This is a genomic window from Acidiphilium sp. MT5 (assembly GCF_054767495.1).
The window spans coordinates 99,297-115,531 of the sequence record NZ_BAABMR010000004.1 but is presented as its reverse complement, the minus strand read 5'-3'; the positions used below and the strand labels follow the sequence as shown (position 1 = coordinate 115,531).

17 protein-coding genes and 1 tRNA gene are annotated in these 16,235 nt (G+C 59.7%); 14 read left to right on the top strand and 4 right to left on the bottom strand.

Going from position 1 to position 16,235, the window contains the following annotated elements:
* The first annotated feature begins 22 nt into the window (after positions 1 to 22).
* The 12 genes from purQ to ACYUCQ_RS05945 all read left to right on the top strand — a co-directional run bounded on the left by purQ (position 23) and on the right by ACYUCQ_RS05945 (position 10,243).
* Positions 23 to 718, top strand: coding sequence for a phosphoribosylformylglycinamidine synthase subunit PurQ (gene purQ / locus ACYUCQ_RS06000; RefSeq protein WP_460253607.1), 696 nt, complete (start codon positions 23 to 25; stop codon positions 716 to 718).
* On the top strand, positions 715 to 2,913 hold the full coding sequence (gene purL, locus ACYUCQ_RS05995; RefSeq protein ID WP_460253606.1) for a phosphoribosylformylglycinamidine synthase subunit PurL: 2,199 nt from the start codon (positions 715 to 717) through the stop codon (positions 2,911 to 2,913). The genes purQ and purL overlap by 4 nt, the downstream gene beginning before the upstream one ends.
* 36 nt (positions 2,914 to 2,949) lie before the next feature.
* Positions 2,950 to 3,183 (top strand): BolA family protein, encoded by a 234-nt coding sequence (locus ACYUCQ_RS05990; RefSeq protein WP_460253605.1) that lies wholly within the window; start codon positions 2,950 to 2,952, stop codon positions 3,181 to 3,183.
* A gap of 36 nt (positions 3,184 to 3,219) precedes the next feature.
* Positions 3,220 to 3,555: a Grx4 family monothiol glutaredoxin gene (gene grxD / locus ACYUCQ_RS05985; protein WP_460253604.1), complete on the top strand. Its 336-nt coding sequence runs from the start codon at positions 3,220 to 3,222 to the stop codon at positions 3,553 to 3,555.
* On the top strand, positions 3,518 to 4,780 hold the full coding sequence (locus ACYUCQ_RS05980; protein WP_460253603.1) for a glycosyltransferase: 1,263 nt from the start codon (positions 3,518 to 3,520) through the stop codon (positions 4,778 to 4,780). Before grxD ends, ACYUCQ_RS05980 begins: the two co-directional genes overlap by 38 nt.
* A 34-nt stretch (positions 4,781 to 4,814) precedes the next feature.
* Positions 4,815 to 5,315 carry a PaaI family thioesterase gene (locus tag ACYUCQ_RS05975; RefSeq protein WP_460253602.1) on the top strand — a complete coding sequence of 167 codons (501 nt, stop codon included), beginning with the start codon at positions 4,815 to 4,817 and terminating at the stop codon, positions 5,313 to 5,315.
* Positions 5,312 to 5,728, top strand: coding sequence for a GFA family protein (locus tag ACYUCQ_RS05970; protein WP_460253601.1), 417 nt, complete (start codon positions 5,312 to 5,314; stop codon positions 5,726 to 5,728). The genes ACYUCQ_RS05975 and ACYUCQ_RS05970 overlap by 4 nt, the downstream gene beginning before the upstream one ends.
* A gap of 2 nt (positions 5,729 to 5,730) precedes the next feature.
* Positions 5,731 to 6,216, top strand: a complete 486-nt coding sequence (locus ACYUCQ_RS05965) for a hypothetical protein (RefSeq protein ID WP_460253600.1) — start codon at positions 5,731 to 5,733, stop codon at positions 6,214 to 6,216.
* Positions 6,217 to 6,379: 163 nt separating this feature from the next.
* Entirely contained in the window at positions 6,380 to 7,612 is a 1,233-nt protein-coding gene (locus ACYUCQ_RS05960) for an AAA family ATPase (protein ID WP_460253599.1), read from the top strand.
* A complete protein-coding gene (locus tag ACYUCQ_RS05955) occupies positions 7,609 to 8,202 on the top strand; it encodes an RloB domain-containing protein (RefSeq protein ID WP_460253598.1) in 594 nt (197 codons plus the stop codon). Before ACYUCQ_RS05960 ends, ACYUCQ_RS05955 begins: the two co-directional genes overlap by 4 nt.
* Positions 8,203 to 8,502: 300 nt before the next feature.
* Positions 8,503 to 9,465, top strand: a complete 963-nt coding sequence (locus tag ACYUCQ_RS05950; protein WP_460253597.1) for a hypothetical protein — start codon at positions 8,503 to 8,505, stop codon at positions 9,463 to 9,465.
* Positions 9,466 to 9,595: 130 nt separating this feature from the next.
* Positions 9,596 to 10,243 carry a hypothetical protein gene (locus ACYUCQ_RS05945; RefSeq protein ID WP_460253596.1) on the top strand — a complete coding sequence of 216 codons (648 nt, stop codon included), beginning with the start codon at positions 9,596 to 9,598 and terminating at the stop codon, positions 10,241 to 10,243.
* A gap of 62 nt (positions 10,244 to 10,305) precedes the next feature.
* Here ACYUCQ_RS05945 and ACYUCQ_RS05940 read toward each other — a convergent pair whose 3' ends face one another.
* Positions 10,306 to 11,034, bottom strand: a complete 729-nt coding sequence (locus ACYUCQ_RS05940; protein WP_460253595.1) for an orotate phosphoribosyltransferase — start codon at positions 11,032 to 11,034, stop codon at positions 10,306 to 10,308.
* A 97-nt stretch (positions 11,035 to 11,131) separates the two neighbouring features.
* On the opposite strand from ACYUCQ_RS05940, the gene ACYUCQ_RS05935 reads away from it, so the two are divergent.
* Positions 11,132 to 12,361 (top strand): NADP-dependent isocitrate dehydrogenase, encoded by a 1,230-nt coding sequence (locus ACYUCQ_RS05935; RefSeq protein WP_460253594.1) that lies wholly within the window; start codon positions 11,132 to 11,134, stop codon positions 12,359 to 12,361.
* Between the two features lie 40 nt (positions 12,362 to 12,401).
* On the opposite strand, the gene ACYUCQ_RS05930 is transcribed toward ACYUCQ_RS05935, so the two are convergent.
* The 3 genes from ACYUCQ_RS05930 to ACYUCQ_RS05920 all read right to left on the bottom strand — a co-directional run bounded on the left by ACYUCQ_RS05930 (position 12,402) and on the right by ACYUCQ_RS05920 (position 14,871).
* Entirely contained in the window at positions 12,402 to 13,829 is a 1,428-nt protein-coding gene (locus tag ACYUCQ_RS05930; RefSeq protein ID WP_460253593.1) for an ATP-binding protein, read from the bottom strand.
* Complete coding sequence (locus tag ACYUCQ_RS05925; protein WP_460253592.1) at positions 13,819 to 14,745, bottom strand: patatin-like phospholipase family protein; 927 nt, start codon at positions 14,743 to 14,745, stop codon at positions 13,819 to 13,821. The genes ACYUCQ_RS05930 and ACYUCQ_RS05925 overlap by 11 nt, the downstream gene beginning before the upstream one ends.
* Positions 14,746 to 14,796: 51 nt before the next feature.
* Positions 14,797 to 14,871: transfer RNA gene (locus tag ACYUCQ_RS05920), tRNA-Gln, on the bottom strand.
* 148 nt (positions 14,872 to 15,019) lie between these two features.
* Between ACYUCQ_RS05920 and ACYUCQ_RS05915 the strand changes: the two genes are divergently transcribed.
* The gene (locus ACYUCQ_RS05915; protein ID WP_460253591.1) at positions 15,020 to 16,222 is read left to right on the top strand and encodes a pyridoxal phosphate-dependent aminotransferase; all 1,203 of its coding nucleotides are present in this window, start codon (positions 15,020 to 15,022) and stop codon (positions 16,220 to 16,222) included.
* The last annotated feature ends 13 nt before the right edge of the window (positions 16,223 to 16,235 follow it).

Sequence of the window (16,235 nt, the reverse complement as noted above, 5' to 3'; positions counted from 1 at the left end):
GCGCAGGAATCGGAGCGTCCTTATGCAAGCAGCCATCATCCTGTTCCCCGGCATTAATCGCGAGCGTGACATCGCCATCGCGCTGGAATCCAGCCTCGGCCACAAACCCAAGCTGATCTGGCATCGCGAAACCACCCTCACCGGGATCGATCTGGTGGTGATCCCCGGCGGCTTCTCCTATGGCGATTATCTGCGCTGCGGGGCCATGGCCGCCCAATCGCCGATCATGCGCGCCGTGGCCGATCACGCCGCGCGCGGCGGCTATATTCTGGGTGTCTGCAACGGCTTTCAAATCCTCACCGAAGCCCAATTGCTCCCCGGCGCCTTGCTGCGCAACCAATCGCTGCGCTTTCTCTCGATGGATTGCCATTTGCGCGTCGAGCGGAGCGATACGGTCTTCACCGACCATTATCAGCGCGGCGCCGTGTTCCGCGCCCCAATGGCCCATGGCGATGGCAATTACATCGCCGACGCCGCGACACTCGACCAGCTCGAAGCCGAAAACCTGATTGCACTCCGCTATGTCACGCCCGACGGGGCCGTCACCCCCGAGGCCAATCTGAACGGCTCCGCACGCAATATCGCCGGCATCCTCTCGCCCAATCTGCGCATCCTCGGCCTGATGCCACACCCTGAGAATTTGATCGATCCGCTCACCGGCGGCACCGACGGCAAACCTCTGTTCGACAGCCTCGCCAGCATCGGGATCACCGCATGACCCAGCCCATCACGCCCGACCTCGCCCGTTCCTTCGGCCTGTCAGACGCCGAATATCAGCGCGTGCTCACCATCATGGGCCGCACCCCCAGCCTCACCGAACTCGGCATTTTCTCGGTCATGTGGTCCGAGCATTGCTCCTACAAATCCTCGCGCATCTGGCTGAAAACCCTGCCCACCACCGCCCCCTGGGTGATCCACGGCCCCGGCGAAAATGCCGGCGTGGTCGATATCGGCGAAGGGCTCGCCGCCATTTTCAAAATGGAAAGCCATAACCACCCCAGCTTCATCGAGCCGTTCCAAGGCGCTGCCACCGGCGTCGGCGGCATCCTGCGCGATGTCTTCACCATGGGGGCGCGCCCAATCGCCAATCTCAACGCGCTGCGCTTCGGCGATCCTTCTTTGCCCGTCACCAAACGCGTGGTCGATGGCGTGGTGCGCGGCATCGGCGGCTACGGCAATTGCGTCGGCGTGCCCACCGTCGGCGGCGAGACTAATTTTCACCCCGCCTATAACGGCAACCCGCTGGTCAACGCGATGACCGTCGGCATCGCCGCCCAAGACAAAATTTTTCTCTCCGCCGCCGCCGGCATCGGCAACCCGGTGGTCTATGTCGGCTCGAAAACCGGGCGCGATGGCATCCACGGTGCCACCATGGCCTCCGCCGAATTCGCCGCCGACAGCGAGGAAAAACGCCCCACCGTGCAAGTCGGTGACCCGTTCATCGAAAAACTCCTGATCGAAGCCTGCCTCGAATTAATGGCAACCGACGCCATCGTCGCCATCCAAGACATGGGCGCCGCCGGCCTCACCTCCTCCTCGGTCGAAATGGCCGGCAAAGGCGGCGTCGGCATCGAGCTCGATCTCGACGCCGTGCCCCAGCGCGAAACCGGCATGAGTGCCTATGAAATGATGCTCTCGGAATCCCAAGAGCGCATGCTCATCGTGCTCAACCCCGCCCGCGAAGCCATGGCCCGCGCCATTTTCGAAAAATGGGAGCTGGATTTCGCCGTCATCGGCCACATCACCGATACCGGGCGCATCAAAGTGCGCCACCAAGGCCGCATCGAAGCCGATATTCCGCTCCAACCCCTCGCCGACGAAGCCCCGCTCTACGAACGCCCTTATACGCTCCCCACCCGCCCCGAACCGCTCGCCGTCCCGCACGACCCGGTCGGCCTCGAAGCCGCCCTGCTGCGCCTGCTCGCCTGCCCGGATCTCGCGGCGAAAAACTGGATCTGGGACCAGTATGACGCCACCGTCGGCGGTCAAACCATCAAACGCCCCGGCCAAGCGGATGCCGCCATCGTGCGCATCCCCGGCACCCACCGCGCCCTCGCCCTCACCACCGATTGCACCCCCCGCTACTGCGCCGCCGACCCCGAACAAGGCGGCGCGCAAGCCGTAATCGAAGCCTGGCGCAACATCACCGCCACCGGCGCCACCCCCCTCGCGGTCACCGACAATCTCAATTTCGGCAACCCGGAAAAGCCCAAAGTCATGGGCCAAATCGTCGCCGCCATTCGCGGCATGGGCGCAGCCTGCCGCGCGCTCGATTTCCCCATCGTCTCCGGCAATGTCTCGCTCTATAACGAAACCGAAGGCCAGCCGATCCTGCCCACCCCCGCCATCGGCGGCCTCGGCGTGATCGACCATGCCGCCAGAGCCGTCGGCATCGCGCCCCGCCACGGCGACACCTTGATCCTGATCGGCGCCACCACCGGCGAGCTCGGCCAATCACTCTGGCTGCGCGAAATCCTGCACCAGGAGCAAGGCGCACCCCCAAGCCTCAATTACCACGCCGAACGCACCCATGGCGATTTCGTCCGCACCCAAATCACCCACGGCCATGTCAGCGCCTGCCACGATCTGTCCGATGGCGGCCTGCTCATCGCCCTCGCCGAAATGGCCCTCGCTGCCAATATCGGCCTCACCCTCACCCACCAACCGCTCACCGTGCCGCCCCACGCTTTCTGGTTCGGCGAAGACCAAGCGCGCTACATCATCGCCACCCCCCACCCCGCGCCCTTGCTCGCCGCCGCCGCCGCCGCCTCCATTCCCGCAACACAAATCGGCCATGTCGAACCGCCCCATCACGCCGCGTCGGGCCATTTGACACTGCCCGATGGCAAAGCCATATCTATAACAACCTTGCGAGAAGCGAATCAGCGTTTCTTCACCGAATGGTTCGCCTGATCTCGCAGCCAACCCTGATCCAAGGACACCCCCATCATGGCCATGGCGGCCGCTGACATCGAAGCCCTGATCAAAGCCGCCCTCCCGGATGCCACCATCACGGTCGAAGACCTCGCCGGCGATGGCGATCACTACGCCGCCACCGTGGTCAGCGCCGCCTTCCGTGGCCTGTCGCGGGTGCGTCAACACCAGCTCGTCTATAGTGCCCTGCAAGGCCGCATGGGCGGCGCCTTGCACGCCCTCGCCTTGCAAACCTCCGCCCCCGATTAATCCTTCCACCGATTGGCCACCCGCCAAGGAGCAAAAATGTCCACCACCGAAGATCGCATCAAGTCCGACATCACCAGCAACGATGTCATGCTCTACATGAAGGGCACCGCCATGTTCCCCCAATGCGGCTTCTCCGCCCGCGTGGTGCAAATCCTCACCCATATGGGCGTGCCGTTCAAAACCGCGAACGTGCTCGAGGATGACGGCCTGCGCGAAGGCATCAAACAATTCTCGAACTGGCCCACCGTGCCGCAGCTCTACGTCAAAGGCGAATTCGTCGGCGGCTGTGACATCGTGACCGAAATGTTCCAATCCGGCGAGCTGCAAACCCTCCTTGCACAAGCCGGCGTGGCGACCTCTCCTGCCGCCTGATCGCCTCATCAACTCGCCATCGCGCGCCCGCATCCCTGCGCGGGCGCGCACCCTCAACCTCGCCTTCATCACCGATGAACTGCCCGCCCCCGGTCGCGCCGGCCACCTCGCCTATAACCATGCTTTGATCAGCCATTGGCGCGCCCAAGGCCATCACATCACCCTGTTCCTCACCCGCCCGCGCCTGAACCGCCTGATCGTGCCCCGCCCGAACATCCCGGTGCTCGGCCCGCGCCTCTTCTCAATCGGCAAGCACCTGATCGCCGCCGAACCGCGCACCATCGCCAACCTGATCCGCCGCACCCTGCCGCGCCGCGCCAGCACGGCCCCCCACCGCGCCACCCTCGGCGCGCCAATCACCATCCGCCAAGCGCACTGGATCGCCACACGCCTCCCCGCCCTTAACCCGGACGCGATCATTATCGACACCATCTTCCGCGCGCCCTTGCTCGATCACCCGGCCCTGCAAGGCAAAAAATCCATCCTGATCGCCCATGATCTGTTCCATCGCCGCCACGCCGCCCTCAGCCTCGCCGGCCTGTCGCTCCGCCCCGAACACCTCACCCGCGCGGATGAAACCCTGCTCCTGAACAAAGCCTCCAGCATCGTCGCCATCCAGCCGGACGAAGCCGCCCTGATCGCCGCCATGTGCCCGGATCGCCAAGTCATCACCGTGCCCATGCCCGCCACCGCCATCCCGCGCGTCCCCGGCACCCTGCGCGACCTATCCTCCCTGGTCTTTCTCGGCAGCGCCTCCCTGCCCAATCTCGATGGTCTGCGCTGGTTCCTCGAATCCATCTGGCCCCGCCTGCACGCCCGCCGGCCTGACCTGCGGCTCGATCTGGTGGGCGATTGCGCCCTGTCCCTCAGCCCGCTGCCACGCGGCGTCCACCGCCATGGCCGCGTGCCGGATCTGGCCCCCATCCTGCACCGCGCCAGCCTCGCCATCGCACCGCTGCGCGCCGGCTCCGGCCTGAAAATCAAACTGCTCGACTATGCTCGCCACGGCCTGACCACCATCGCCAGCCCCGCCGCCCTCGAAGGCCTCGCCGCCGACCCGGCCAGCCCCTTCATCCAAGCCACCACCCCGCAAGATTTCATCCGCGCCATCCTCGCCAACCTCGCCACCCCGCCCAGCGATTTGCGCGCCCTCGCCTACATCACCAACCATTACGGCCCCGCCCATATCTTCGCGCCGCTCGATGCCCTCCTCACCGAACCTTGAGTCTCCCGCCTCGGCCTCACCCACGGATCAACCCATGCTCACCCCGCCGCACCGCGCCTTCCAGGATTACTACCCAGACGAAACCGCCCATTGCTATGGCTGCGGTCGCGCCAACGCCAAAGGCCACCAAATCAAAACCTATTGGGATGGCGATGAAACCATCACCCGCTTCACCCCGCTGCCCGAACATATCGCCGTCCCCGGCTTCGTCTATGGCGGCCTGCTCGCCTCCTTGATCGATTGCCACAGCACCGGCACCGCCGCCGCCGCCGCCTACCGCGCCGAATCCCGCGCTATGGACAGCCTGCCCGCCCTGCGCTTCGTCACCGGCAGCCTCAAACTCACCTACCTCAAACCAACCCCCCTCGGCCCCGAACTTTTGATCCGGGGCCGCATCATCAGCCAATCACCCCGCAAAATCACCATCCACTCCAGCATCCTCGTCAACGGCATCGAAACCGTCCAAGGCGAAGTCGTCGCCGTCCGCATGCCCGATTCTTTCGCGCCGCCGCCCACCCCCAAAACCCCGTCATGACCGAACCCCAAATCCTCACCGGCACCTGCCATTGCGGCCAATGCCACTGGACCCTCGAAGGCGATCCCGGCTCGATCACCGCCTGCAACTGCACCCTCTGCCGCTGCTACGGCGTGCTCTGGGCCTATGATTACGAAAATGAACGCATCCACGTCACCGGCCCGACCCGCCGCTATATCCGCAGCGATACCCCCAACCCCAGCCTCGAAATCCTGTTTTGCTCCCATTGCGCCAACGTCCTCGCTTGGCGCGCCCTGCAGTCCGACGAAGCCAACCGCCGCCGCATCGCCGTCAATATCCGCCTCGCCCCACCCGAAACCGTCGCCCACCTCCCCATCGACACATTCGACGGCCTCCACACCTTCCAAGACCTCCCCAAAGATGGCCGCTGCGTCCGCGACCTCTGGTTTTAATTTTGCTCCCCCCAACCCAACCCGGACCCACCCATTTTTCGCTCCGCCTCGCTGCCCTGCTGCTTACCATCACCCCCGCCGCCATCACCCCCGCCGCCCAAGCCCAATCCCCCACGCCGTACCCCGTCCGCAATTATGTCGGCAGCTATGTCTGCGCCCAAGGCCTGACCGAGCTTGATCTCAAAATCCTCACACAACCCAACCACCCCAACCACCAACAAGCCGCCTTCATCTTCTGGCCGCCCCATCACGGCTCCGCCGCCCACCCCCAAGGCGTCTACTTCATGCACGGCACCATCAACCCCATGCTCGGCATCCTGCGCCTAACCCCCAGCAACTGGCTCAAACGCCCACCCTTCTACGCCATGGTCCCCATGACCGGCTTCTCCAACGACGGCGGCGCCATCTTCACCGGCACCATCCAGTTCCCCGGCTGCACCCGCTTTTCGCTCCGCCTGCAATCCCACGAATCGGCCCCCATCCCGTAGGGTGGAATGCGCTTGAGCATCCCACCATGTCGCGCCACCCAAACGCGGCGACCCCTCATCACCCAACCATGCATGACAACAAGTGGTTGAAACCGAAAAAAATTGCACCTATATTCGGATTATCGACAATTTTTCGTCGATAATCGACTTTCGGAGCCGTAAAATGATCTATCAAATAGAGATCGAAAATTTTTTTTCGATCAAGGATCGCCAGGTCATCGACCTCCGCGTTTCCGGAAAGGTTCCTGACGATTTCGATCGATTTGCGCCCATCTTTCCGCAATCGGCAACCCGCGCCCCAAAAATCGTGACCTTGTTTGGCGCAAACGCTTCGGGAAAAACCAATGTTCTGATGGCTTTGGCCTTTGTCGTAAATTTTATTCAGCGCCACGCATTGTCGCAGGAACTGCTTGGGCAAGAGTATGCCTATATCGACCAGTTCAATCATCCCGATTCGAAATCCCGTCCAATAAAATTCGCCTTGGAATTCGGAGCGATCATGAACGCAACCGCGGAACTCGGTGCGCGAGTGTCTCGTGGTGAACACGTTCTCTTTGGCACGTGTCGTTATGAGCTGGAATTGACCATGGTTAACGGCGTGATCAATGCCGTGTCTCACGAAAGCCTGCATCAGCGTCCGAATGATCGTGGCAAATGGCAGCGTGTTTTCGAGCGTGATGGCAACAACAACGTAAAAGGCTCGCTGTCATTTCCAATCAAAGGGTTCGAGCATCTTTTGAATACACTCGATCCGCGCGCGTCAATTATAGCCAACTATGCCAATTTTAACCATCCTGGCGCAAAATACTGGCGAGAAATCGCAACATCAATTAATTTTATGATTGAAAGAGAGCCATCCTTATTTGATGGAACCCTGATACGATCAATTTATCAGAATTCTGCTTTATTAAATGGATTAAACGCTGTTATTCAAAAAATTGATGTTGGCATTGAACATGTGTGTCTCGAAAGGAATGAGTATGGATTTTCTGTTAGTTTCAAGCACCTCGGTATGGAGCATGGATTGCCTTGGGACCGCCAAAGCCATGGCACGCGTGCTTTCATCCGCCTTTATCCACTAATCGCCAAAACACTCGAAACCGGGGGCGTCGCTGTTATCGATGAGTTAGGTTCCGCTTTGCACCCGGCAATAGTAAACGAGATTCTGGGTTGGTTTCGGGACGTCGAACGGAATCCAAAGAACGCGCAATTATGGTTCAGCGGCCACGCGGCAACCTTAATGGACGATCTATCGATGGAAGAAATCATATTCTGCGAGAAAGATCGTCAGGGCCGAACCTCCCTGTTCCGAGCACGCGACATCGCCCGCCGCTCTGACAATTTGCGCAGCAAATATCTGTCAGGCATCTATGGCGCGGTCCCACAAATCGGATGACACAAATCCACCGCCGAATACCACAACGGAAACGGATTTTCGTCGGCGGCGAAGGGGCCTCCGAATGTAATTATGTCAAATGGCTCAGTGATTTGTGCCGGGATAAAAATATCCCTGTTAAACTTGATATTCACGATCTCGGTCGCGGGGGAAATTCCCTAAACCGCATCGAAATGGCAGCAAGAAAAATCAGACATGAAGAAGAAAACCGCGAACAATACAAACATAAATTTCTAATATTAGACGCTGACAAAATAGAAAATCAGCATGAAGAACAAGCCTGCAAAGACAAGGCCACAAAAAACGGTAAATTAATCATTATCTGGCAACGTCCCTGCCACGAATCATTTTTGCTTCGCCATTTTACACCCCGTGAAAACCATCTTCCCGCGACAAGTGACCACGCAATGACCCAATTAAAAAAAATCTGGCCAGACTACCAAAAAAATATGCCAGTCCGACAAATCGGCCAAACGCTCAGTCTGGATGGCGCACGGCGCGTTGCGCAAAATCTGCTAGAATTTCAAAATTTTTTGAGAATAATCGGGCTGTTGCAGGATCGAAATTTAAATCATCGGAACAGTTCGTAGCCCTTAAGGTGGGGTGCGTTTGAGCATCCCACCATTTCTCACTCCCATCAAGCAAAGCGATCACGTATTCTTGTTGCAACGACATCGATAAATTGCGCTATAATCGTGCTTCTTATTCACAATCCGGGCAATGCTGCCGACACCATAACGCCCTAATCGCAGGAGGTTCCGCTGAAACAATTTTTTTGGCGTGCTCTCGTCAGTTGTCTAGCAACAGCGTGCGGTGGCGTCGGCGTTGCTCGCGCCGCCCCGACCATTTCAGGCCAGATCAATCGACCGGAATGCAAGTACGAATTTGCTTTGGCCAATAAAGAAATGTTACCACCACCAGATCGTCCATCAAATCAAATTAAAAAATCAAATTACCGCCAGGTCGATTATCAAAAAAATTCAATTTTATTTAAAAAAATAGTAATCCAAAAATATAGTAATATCATCTATTGGCAGAAAAACCCTTCTCAAGCCGGACGATTAGTCATTCTATCGCAACAATACGGATGGCATCCGCAAATATATTCATATATTGATCTTAGAAATACGATCTCATTGAACCAATTTGCCAAAAAATTCGTTAAATTAAATTATATTTATCCTCTGCCCCCTAACGCAAATCTTCTCTTTGGAAGCGTCCTATCAACAAATCTTATGATGTCGAAGGGTGATAAAGAATTGTGGCTCATTGACGATCCACACGCGCAAGGCACGAATGGCCGGTGGAGCATCTACTTGCCAACACCGCAAGGCTACAAAATGGCCTGTCAGATTAATCTCTGGCCCCAACTCGGGACGGCAACATCACCGCACGTTTTGCCCGAAAAAGTTAGACTCTTCGCCCGCCTGTTAGATGAATCGCTCGGTTCCCACACGCCAGATCCAGCGGAAGGAGAGATACGATATCGTGCGAACTTGCGCCAAGACGAGCAAGGGTTGTGGATCAAGGTTGCCTATCGACCATGGGCCATCATAGGACCAGATTACACTCCGACCAATTCGAGGAAAACGCTGGAGAAAGATTTGCTGGCATGGTCGAAAGCCGGACCTGACACGGCGCATCTTTACGCCGAAATCAAGTATGTCTATCCGCAAGCCGCGATCGAATTGCAATATTATTATGAGCGTAAATTCCGGCTTTCACCAAAGCAGGCCCACATCATGGCCAATTGGGCCTTGCAGATTGCTTATCGTGACAATTACTGGTTCCCGCACATTCGTTTTGGAGCAAAAGACAGAACCTTAAAAAATCCCTGGATCAGCCCCAAATGACCAATCCGAAATCGCGCCAATCACTGGCCTATCATCCCGGTCATTGCCCCATCAAGTGTCGTATCACCCGCAAAAATCTTCACTCATTTTCCCCTTTCGCAACCACCCCCTGCTGTGCCATGTTAGAGCCATGGAGCAGGTCACTAACCCCCTCGCGCTTTTGCTCGCCGACCGCTTCACAGCGATCGCGCACATGCTCCGCAAAACCCTCGGCGCCCCCGACTATGCCCGCTTTAATCTCGCCCTTAAATGGGCCGTCTGGCACCGTATTTCGCTCCTCTCCCGCCGTTTCCGTTCTCTCTCCCTGAACCCACGCCCCATCCGCGAACGGAAACCACAGCCCAAAGCTCAAACCGTCCCGGAGCCAACGTCAGCTCCCATAACCGGCGCAAAAAGGCGCGAAATTCCGGAGCAAAAGGGCTGGCTGCTGCAAACCTTCCCCGGCCACCACATCCCCTATGTCCGGGGTCATCTGATCCGCTTCCTCGAAGACCCCGACTTATCGCTCCTCCACGGCGAAAATCCCCGCATCGGTCGCGTGCTGCGCCCAATCTGCCACATGCTCGCGATCCCGCTCCCCGATTACCTCAAATTACCGCGTAAACCCCGCAAACCGGAGCAAAAACCGGCGCGCAAACCGGCGCGGCGGAGCAAAAAACCAGAGCCAACGCTCTACGAATATTTTCTCCAAAAATACCCTCCCGCTCCGCCATGCCCCACTTTGTCCGGCCATATTTACGCACCCCCCGCCCGCGCAAAAATCAACTTCGAGCGCTAGGCGCAAAATTGCGCCCAAGTCGTTGCACTTTCAAAATTAAAAGGAGCGAAAGGAGCAAAAAATCAGCCAGCCGCCTTGCGGGCGGCGGCTTCTTCGGCGCTCGCGACACCGCCATGCGCGGCGGACCAGCCAACCGGGTTTTCCAGGAATTTGCGCACCACCCCCAGTGTCGCGTCCGGGAAATAGTCGCGTTCGCGGCACGCCTCTAGCACGTCCCACCAGGTGCAGAGATGATGCAGCGAAATCCCCATCTCTTGCAGCTTGGCGAGGCTGCCCGGAAACACCCCGTAGAAAAACACCACAAACACATGGTCGCAAATCGCGCCCGCGTCGCGCAGCGCGTTGGCAAACTGGATTTTCGAGCCGCCATCGGTGGTCAAATCCTCCACCAGCAAGGTCTGCTTGCCCTCCGGCACATCGCCCTCAATCTGTGCATTGCGGCCAAAACCCTTGGGTTTTTTGCGCACATAAGACATCGGCAGCCCCATCCGGTCGGCAATCCACGCGGCATAGGGAATCCCCGCCGTCTCCCCGCCGGCCACCGCTTCGATGGTTTCAAACCCAACATGCCGGGTCAGTTTTTCCACCGCCAGCTCACAAATTTTGGCGCGCGCCCGCGGAAAATAAATAATTTTCCGGCAATCAATATAAACCGGCGCCTTCCAGCCGGAGGTAAAAGTGTAAGGTTCATCGGCGCGGAAATTCAGCGCCTTGATCTCCAGCAGGATGCGCGCCGTGGTCAGCGCGGCGTCCCGGTCCCAGTCAGTTGCGTGACCCATGCTACTTGTCATATCAGACCTCCATCTCAGGCGCTCGTATCGCGCCTCACCCTTCGCGTAAACACCGTAACCTGTGTGGTCAGCCCCTCAGCCGGTAAAGGAACACTCGATGGCCAAAATCAAGGTAAAAAATCCCATCGTCGAAATGGACGGCGATGAAATGACCCGGATCATCTGGGGCTTCATCAAAGACAAGCTGATCCTGCCTTATCTCGACGTCGATTTGAAATATTACGATCTTGGCATCGAACATCGCGACGCGACGGATGACAAGGTCACCGTTGAATCAGCCCTGGCCACCAAGCAATATGGCGTCGCGGTCAAATGCGCGACCATCACGCCCGATGAAGCGCGCGTGCGCGAATTCAACCTCAAGCAAATGTGGCGCAGCCCGAACGGCACCATCCGCAACATTCTCGATGGCACCATTTTCCGCGAGCCGATCATTTGCAAAAACGTCCCCCGCCTGGTCCCGCATTGGTCCGAGCCGATCGTGATTGGCCGTCACGCCTATGGCGATATTTACCGCGCCGTGGAAACCAAAATCCCCGGCCCCGGCAAGGTCCAGCTTTCCTACATCCCCGCCGATGGCAGCAAGCCGATCATTCTCGATGTGCATGATTTCAAAGGCCCCGGCGTGGCCCTTGGTATGCACAACACCAAAGCCTCAATCGCCGGCTTCGCCCGGGCCAGCTTCAATTATGGCCTGCTGCGCAATTACCCGGTCTATCTCTCCACCAAAAACACCATCCTGAAAGCCTATGACGGCATGTTCAAGGACGTGTTCCAGGAGATTTTCGACGCCGAATTCAAAGAGGCCTTCGCCGCCAAAGGCCTGACCTATGAGCATCGCCTGATCGATGACATGGTCGCCAGCGCCCTGAAATGGAATGGCGGCTATCTCTGGGCCTGCAAAAACTACGATGGCGATGTGGAAAGCGACATCGTCGCCCAAGGCTTCGGCAGCCTCGGCCTGATGACCTCGGTGCTGCTCAGCCCGGATGGTAAAACCGTCGAGAGCGAAGCGGCGCACGGCACCGTCACCCGCCATTACCGCGATCACCAAAAAGGCAAACCCACCAGCACCAACCCCATCGCCAGCATTTTCGCCTGGACCCGGGGCCTCGCTTATCGCGGCAAGTTCGATGACACACCCGAGGTCACCGAATTCGCCGAAACGCTGGAGCGCGTTTGCGTGCAAACCGTCGAATCCGGCTTCATGACCAAAGACCTCGCCTCGCTGATCGGGCGCGACCAACCCTGGCTCACCACCCAGGAATTCCTGGCCAAGCTCGATGAAAATCTCCAAGCCGCCATGGCGACAAGCCAAGCCGCCTGATCATCGCAACCGGGTGGCGGCGAATAAGGCGCCACCCGACTCAGCTCATCAGCAATTCATCCTGTATCATAATCCGAAACAGCGTCCCCTCGCGCCCGGTGCGCACCAGCTCAATCTCCCCGCCATGCGCCCGGATCAAATCGCGCACAATCGCGAGCCCCAGCCCGGTGCCATCGCGCCGCGCCGAGCCAACAAAGGGCCGAAATAAATTTGCCCGCGCCCGCTCCGGCAGACCCGGCCCGTTATCCTCAATCTCAACAATCAACGCCCCGGCCACATCCCCCGCCGCCGCCGGCTCAATCGCCGCACGCACCTCCAGCCGGGTCGCACCCGCCTGCACCGCATTGCGCAACAGGTTGAGCAACACCCGGTGAAACTGATCGCGGTCCAGCCTGGTGCGTAAATCGCCCGGCACCGCACTGTTAATCTCCACCCCCGGCGTCAGCAGCCGAATTTGCTCGGCGACATCATCCACCAAAGCGCCGAGCGCGGTCTCTGCCCGCAGCACCAAAGGCGGTCCCTCGCGCGCGAAGCTCAGCGTCTGCGTCACCAGCGCCGTCGCCCGATCCACCGCCCCCACCAGCGTCGCCGCCGCGCGCTGGGTCACCGGGTCTTCGCTCCCCGCGAGCCGGTCCGCCACCAGCAGCGCCGAGGCGAGAATATTGCGTAAATCATGGCTGATCTTCGCCACCGCCGTGCCCAGCGCCGCCAGCCGCGCATTGCGCCATAACGCGGCGCGCAACTCGGTTTGCATTTGCGCCAACTCCCCCGCCGCCATCGCGATCTCATCATCGCGAAACCCGGTCGCCGCCGCGAGATCAATCGGCGCCGCCCGCTCCGGGTCGGCGCGAAACGCGGCAATGCTCGCGGTCAGTCGGCGGATCGGCAACACCAAGAGCCGATCGAGCGCCAAATACACCACCAGCCCGGTGCTCAGCGCAATCGCCAGCGAGAGGGCGGCGATATGTTCGGCATAGCGCCGCAAATGCCGGGTCAGCGCCGCGTTGCGCACAATAATTTCCACCGTGACATTGGGCCGCAACGGGCTTTGCGCGATCACCATGGTCGAGCGTGGCGCCAGCCCCACCACCGCGCGCAAGGCGCGAACCATCGAGGCCACGAGGCTCTCATGCGTCAAATCCACCGTCGCATCGGGCGGGCGCAGTCGGGTGGGCGGCATCACCATCAAGGTCTTGCCCTTGGTCACCAAACTGATCGCCAAGGTGCCGGACAAGCGCAGCAGCTCATCGCGGGTGGACAGCGCCACCACCCCATCGGGCGAGGAGGCCACGGTAATCGCCGCCAAATGCGCATCGGTCACCCGGTTGAGCAGCCAGGCATTGCGCTCCAGCCCCAGGCTCGGCAGCAGGATCATCACCTCGACCAGCAAGGTCACCAGCACCGTCAGCCGCAGCAGCCGTGCGGACAGGCTGCGCACCCGCGCGCGAGGGGACCGATCAATCGCCATGCGGCTCAGTCTGGCCCACCGCACGGCCAGCGCGGAATAATTTATCCAAAAACCCGCGATCGGTGCTGGCGCGCGATTCGGCGCTCAGCCCATTCAGCGCGGTATCGGCGCTGTAATCGATCAAGCGCGTCTCAGCGGGCACATAGGCCAGTTCCGCCTCAATCGCCGCCTGAAACGCCAGCTCCTGCACCCGGTTCAAAATATCGCTCGGCTGCTCGGGAACCCCTTTGCGAAACCGGCTTTGCGCCCGGATCAGCACCAGGCGCTCCGGCCTGCGCGCCAGCAACGGGGCCAGGGGTGGATTGCCAGCATAGGCCCCATCCCAATAAGCCACCCCCTCGATCATCACCGCCGGAAACGCCGCCGGCAAACAAGCCGAGGCCAGCAACGCATCGACAGTGATGGCGCCATTGGCGAAAATGCGCAGCTTGCCCGATTCCACCGCCGTCGCCGCCACAAACAAAGCGGGCGCTGCCGGGTCGGCCAATGCGGTGCGGTCGAGCAAATCATTGAGAATTGGCCGAAGCGGATTTTGCCCGAGCGGATTGACCGAGAGCGGGCCGAAAAAACTGCTCATCGCCGATAATCCCTGCATGGCAAAAGCATTGGACATGCCCCGGCCAATCTCGAAGCCCGGCACCCAGCGATCCAACGCCCCCATCATCGGCGCGAACCAATCGCTGGCCATCACCCGATCCCAAAAGCGTGTCATCTGCGCTCGCGCGCCTTCAGCCCCGCCTTGCACCAGCCCTTGCACCGCCATGGTGGCCAGAATCGCCCCGGAGGATACGCCGCACACCGAATCGAAGCGGAACCCGCGTTCCAGCAACGCATCCAGCACGCCCCAGCTATAAGCCCCATGGGAACCCCCGCCTTGCAAAGCGAGGGCAACGTGATCGCGTTCAGAATTGGTCATGAGCGAGTGTGGCACAGAGCGCAGAGCCATCATAGCGCGGGGGAATTCGAGTGGCTGGGGAGGGAGGATTCGAACCTCCGCATGGCGGAATCAAAATCCGCTGCCTTACCGCTTGGCTACACCCCAATCGCTGACCTCTCAATACCCGTCTGATATGGGTTTCGGCGGCGAAGGTAAAGACCCGCGTGCGTAGCAACGCTGGTTTCGTGAAAATATGGAGTGGTCGCTGCTGATAATCCACGCTACACCGAGGGCGAAAATCGGAGAAAACACGATGGATTTGATCGCCGCCCGCCTCAACCGCATCAGCCCCAGCCAGACCATTGCGATTTCGACCAAGGCGCGGCAGCTCAAAGCCGAGGGGCGCGATGTTATCAGCCTGTCCGCGGGTGAGCCCGATTTTGACACCCCCGCCCATGTCAAACAGGCAGCGATTGCCGCGATTGAGCGGGGCGAGACCAAATATACCGATGTCGCGGGCACATTGGCGCTGCGCCAAGCCGTCGCGGCCTCGTTCCTGCGCGATCACGGCATTACCTACAGCCCCGATGAAATTATTGTCTCCACCGGCGGCAAGCAGGTGATTTTCAACGCCATGCTCGCAACCATCGAAGCGGGTGACGAGGCGATCATCCCAACGCCGTGCTGGGTGAGCTATCCTGATATCGTGCAACTCGCTGAAGGCAAGCCGGTTTTTGTGCCGTGTGGTCCGAATGCCGGGTTCAAATTGCGCGCCGAAGACCTTGAAGCCGCGATCACGCCGCGCACCAAATGGTTGATCCTCAACACCCCCTCGAACCCAACGGGCGCGGCCTATTCAGCGGCCGATTTGCGGCCAATTTGCGATGTTTTGCTCCGGCATCCGGATGTTTGGATTTTTACCGATGATATTTATGCAAAGCTGACCTATGATGGGTTCAAGCCTGCCACCATCGTCGAAGTTGAGCCGCGCCTGCGTGACCGCACGGTGACGATGAATGGATGCTCCAAAGCCTACGCGATGACCGGCTGGCGTATCGGCTTTTGCGGCGCGCCGACGCGGCTGATCAAGGCGATGGATAAATTGCAGAGCCAATCCACCTCCAACACCTCCTCGATCAGCCAGGCCGCCGCCGTCGCAGCGCTCACCGGCCCGCAAGACGCGATCGAGACCATGCGCCAAGCCTATCAAGCGCGGCGTGATTTGGTGGTGGCGATGCTCAATCAGGCGCCCGGCCTGACCTGTGCGACGCCGGAAGGGGCGTTTTACGTGTTTCCCTCGGTCGCGGGTTGTATCGGCAAAACCAGCGCTGGCGGCACCTTGATCAAGGATGACGCCGATTTCGTCGCGGCTTTGCTCGAAGAACAAGGGGTGGCGGCGGTCCACGGCACGGCCTTCGTGTTTCCAGGGCATTTCCGCGTCAGCTACGCGACCGATACCGAAACCTTGCGCGAAGCCTGCACGCGGATTCAGAAATTTTGCGCGGGTTTGCGGTAGAGGGTGATTGGTT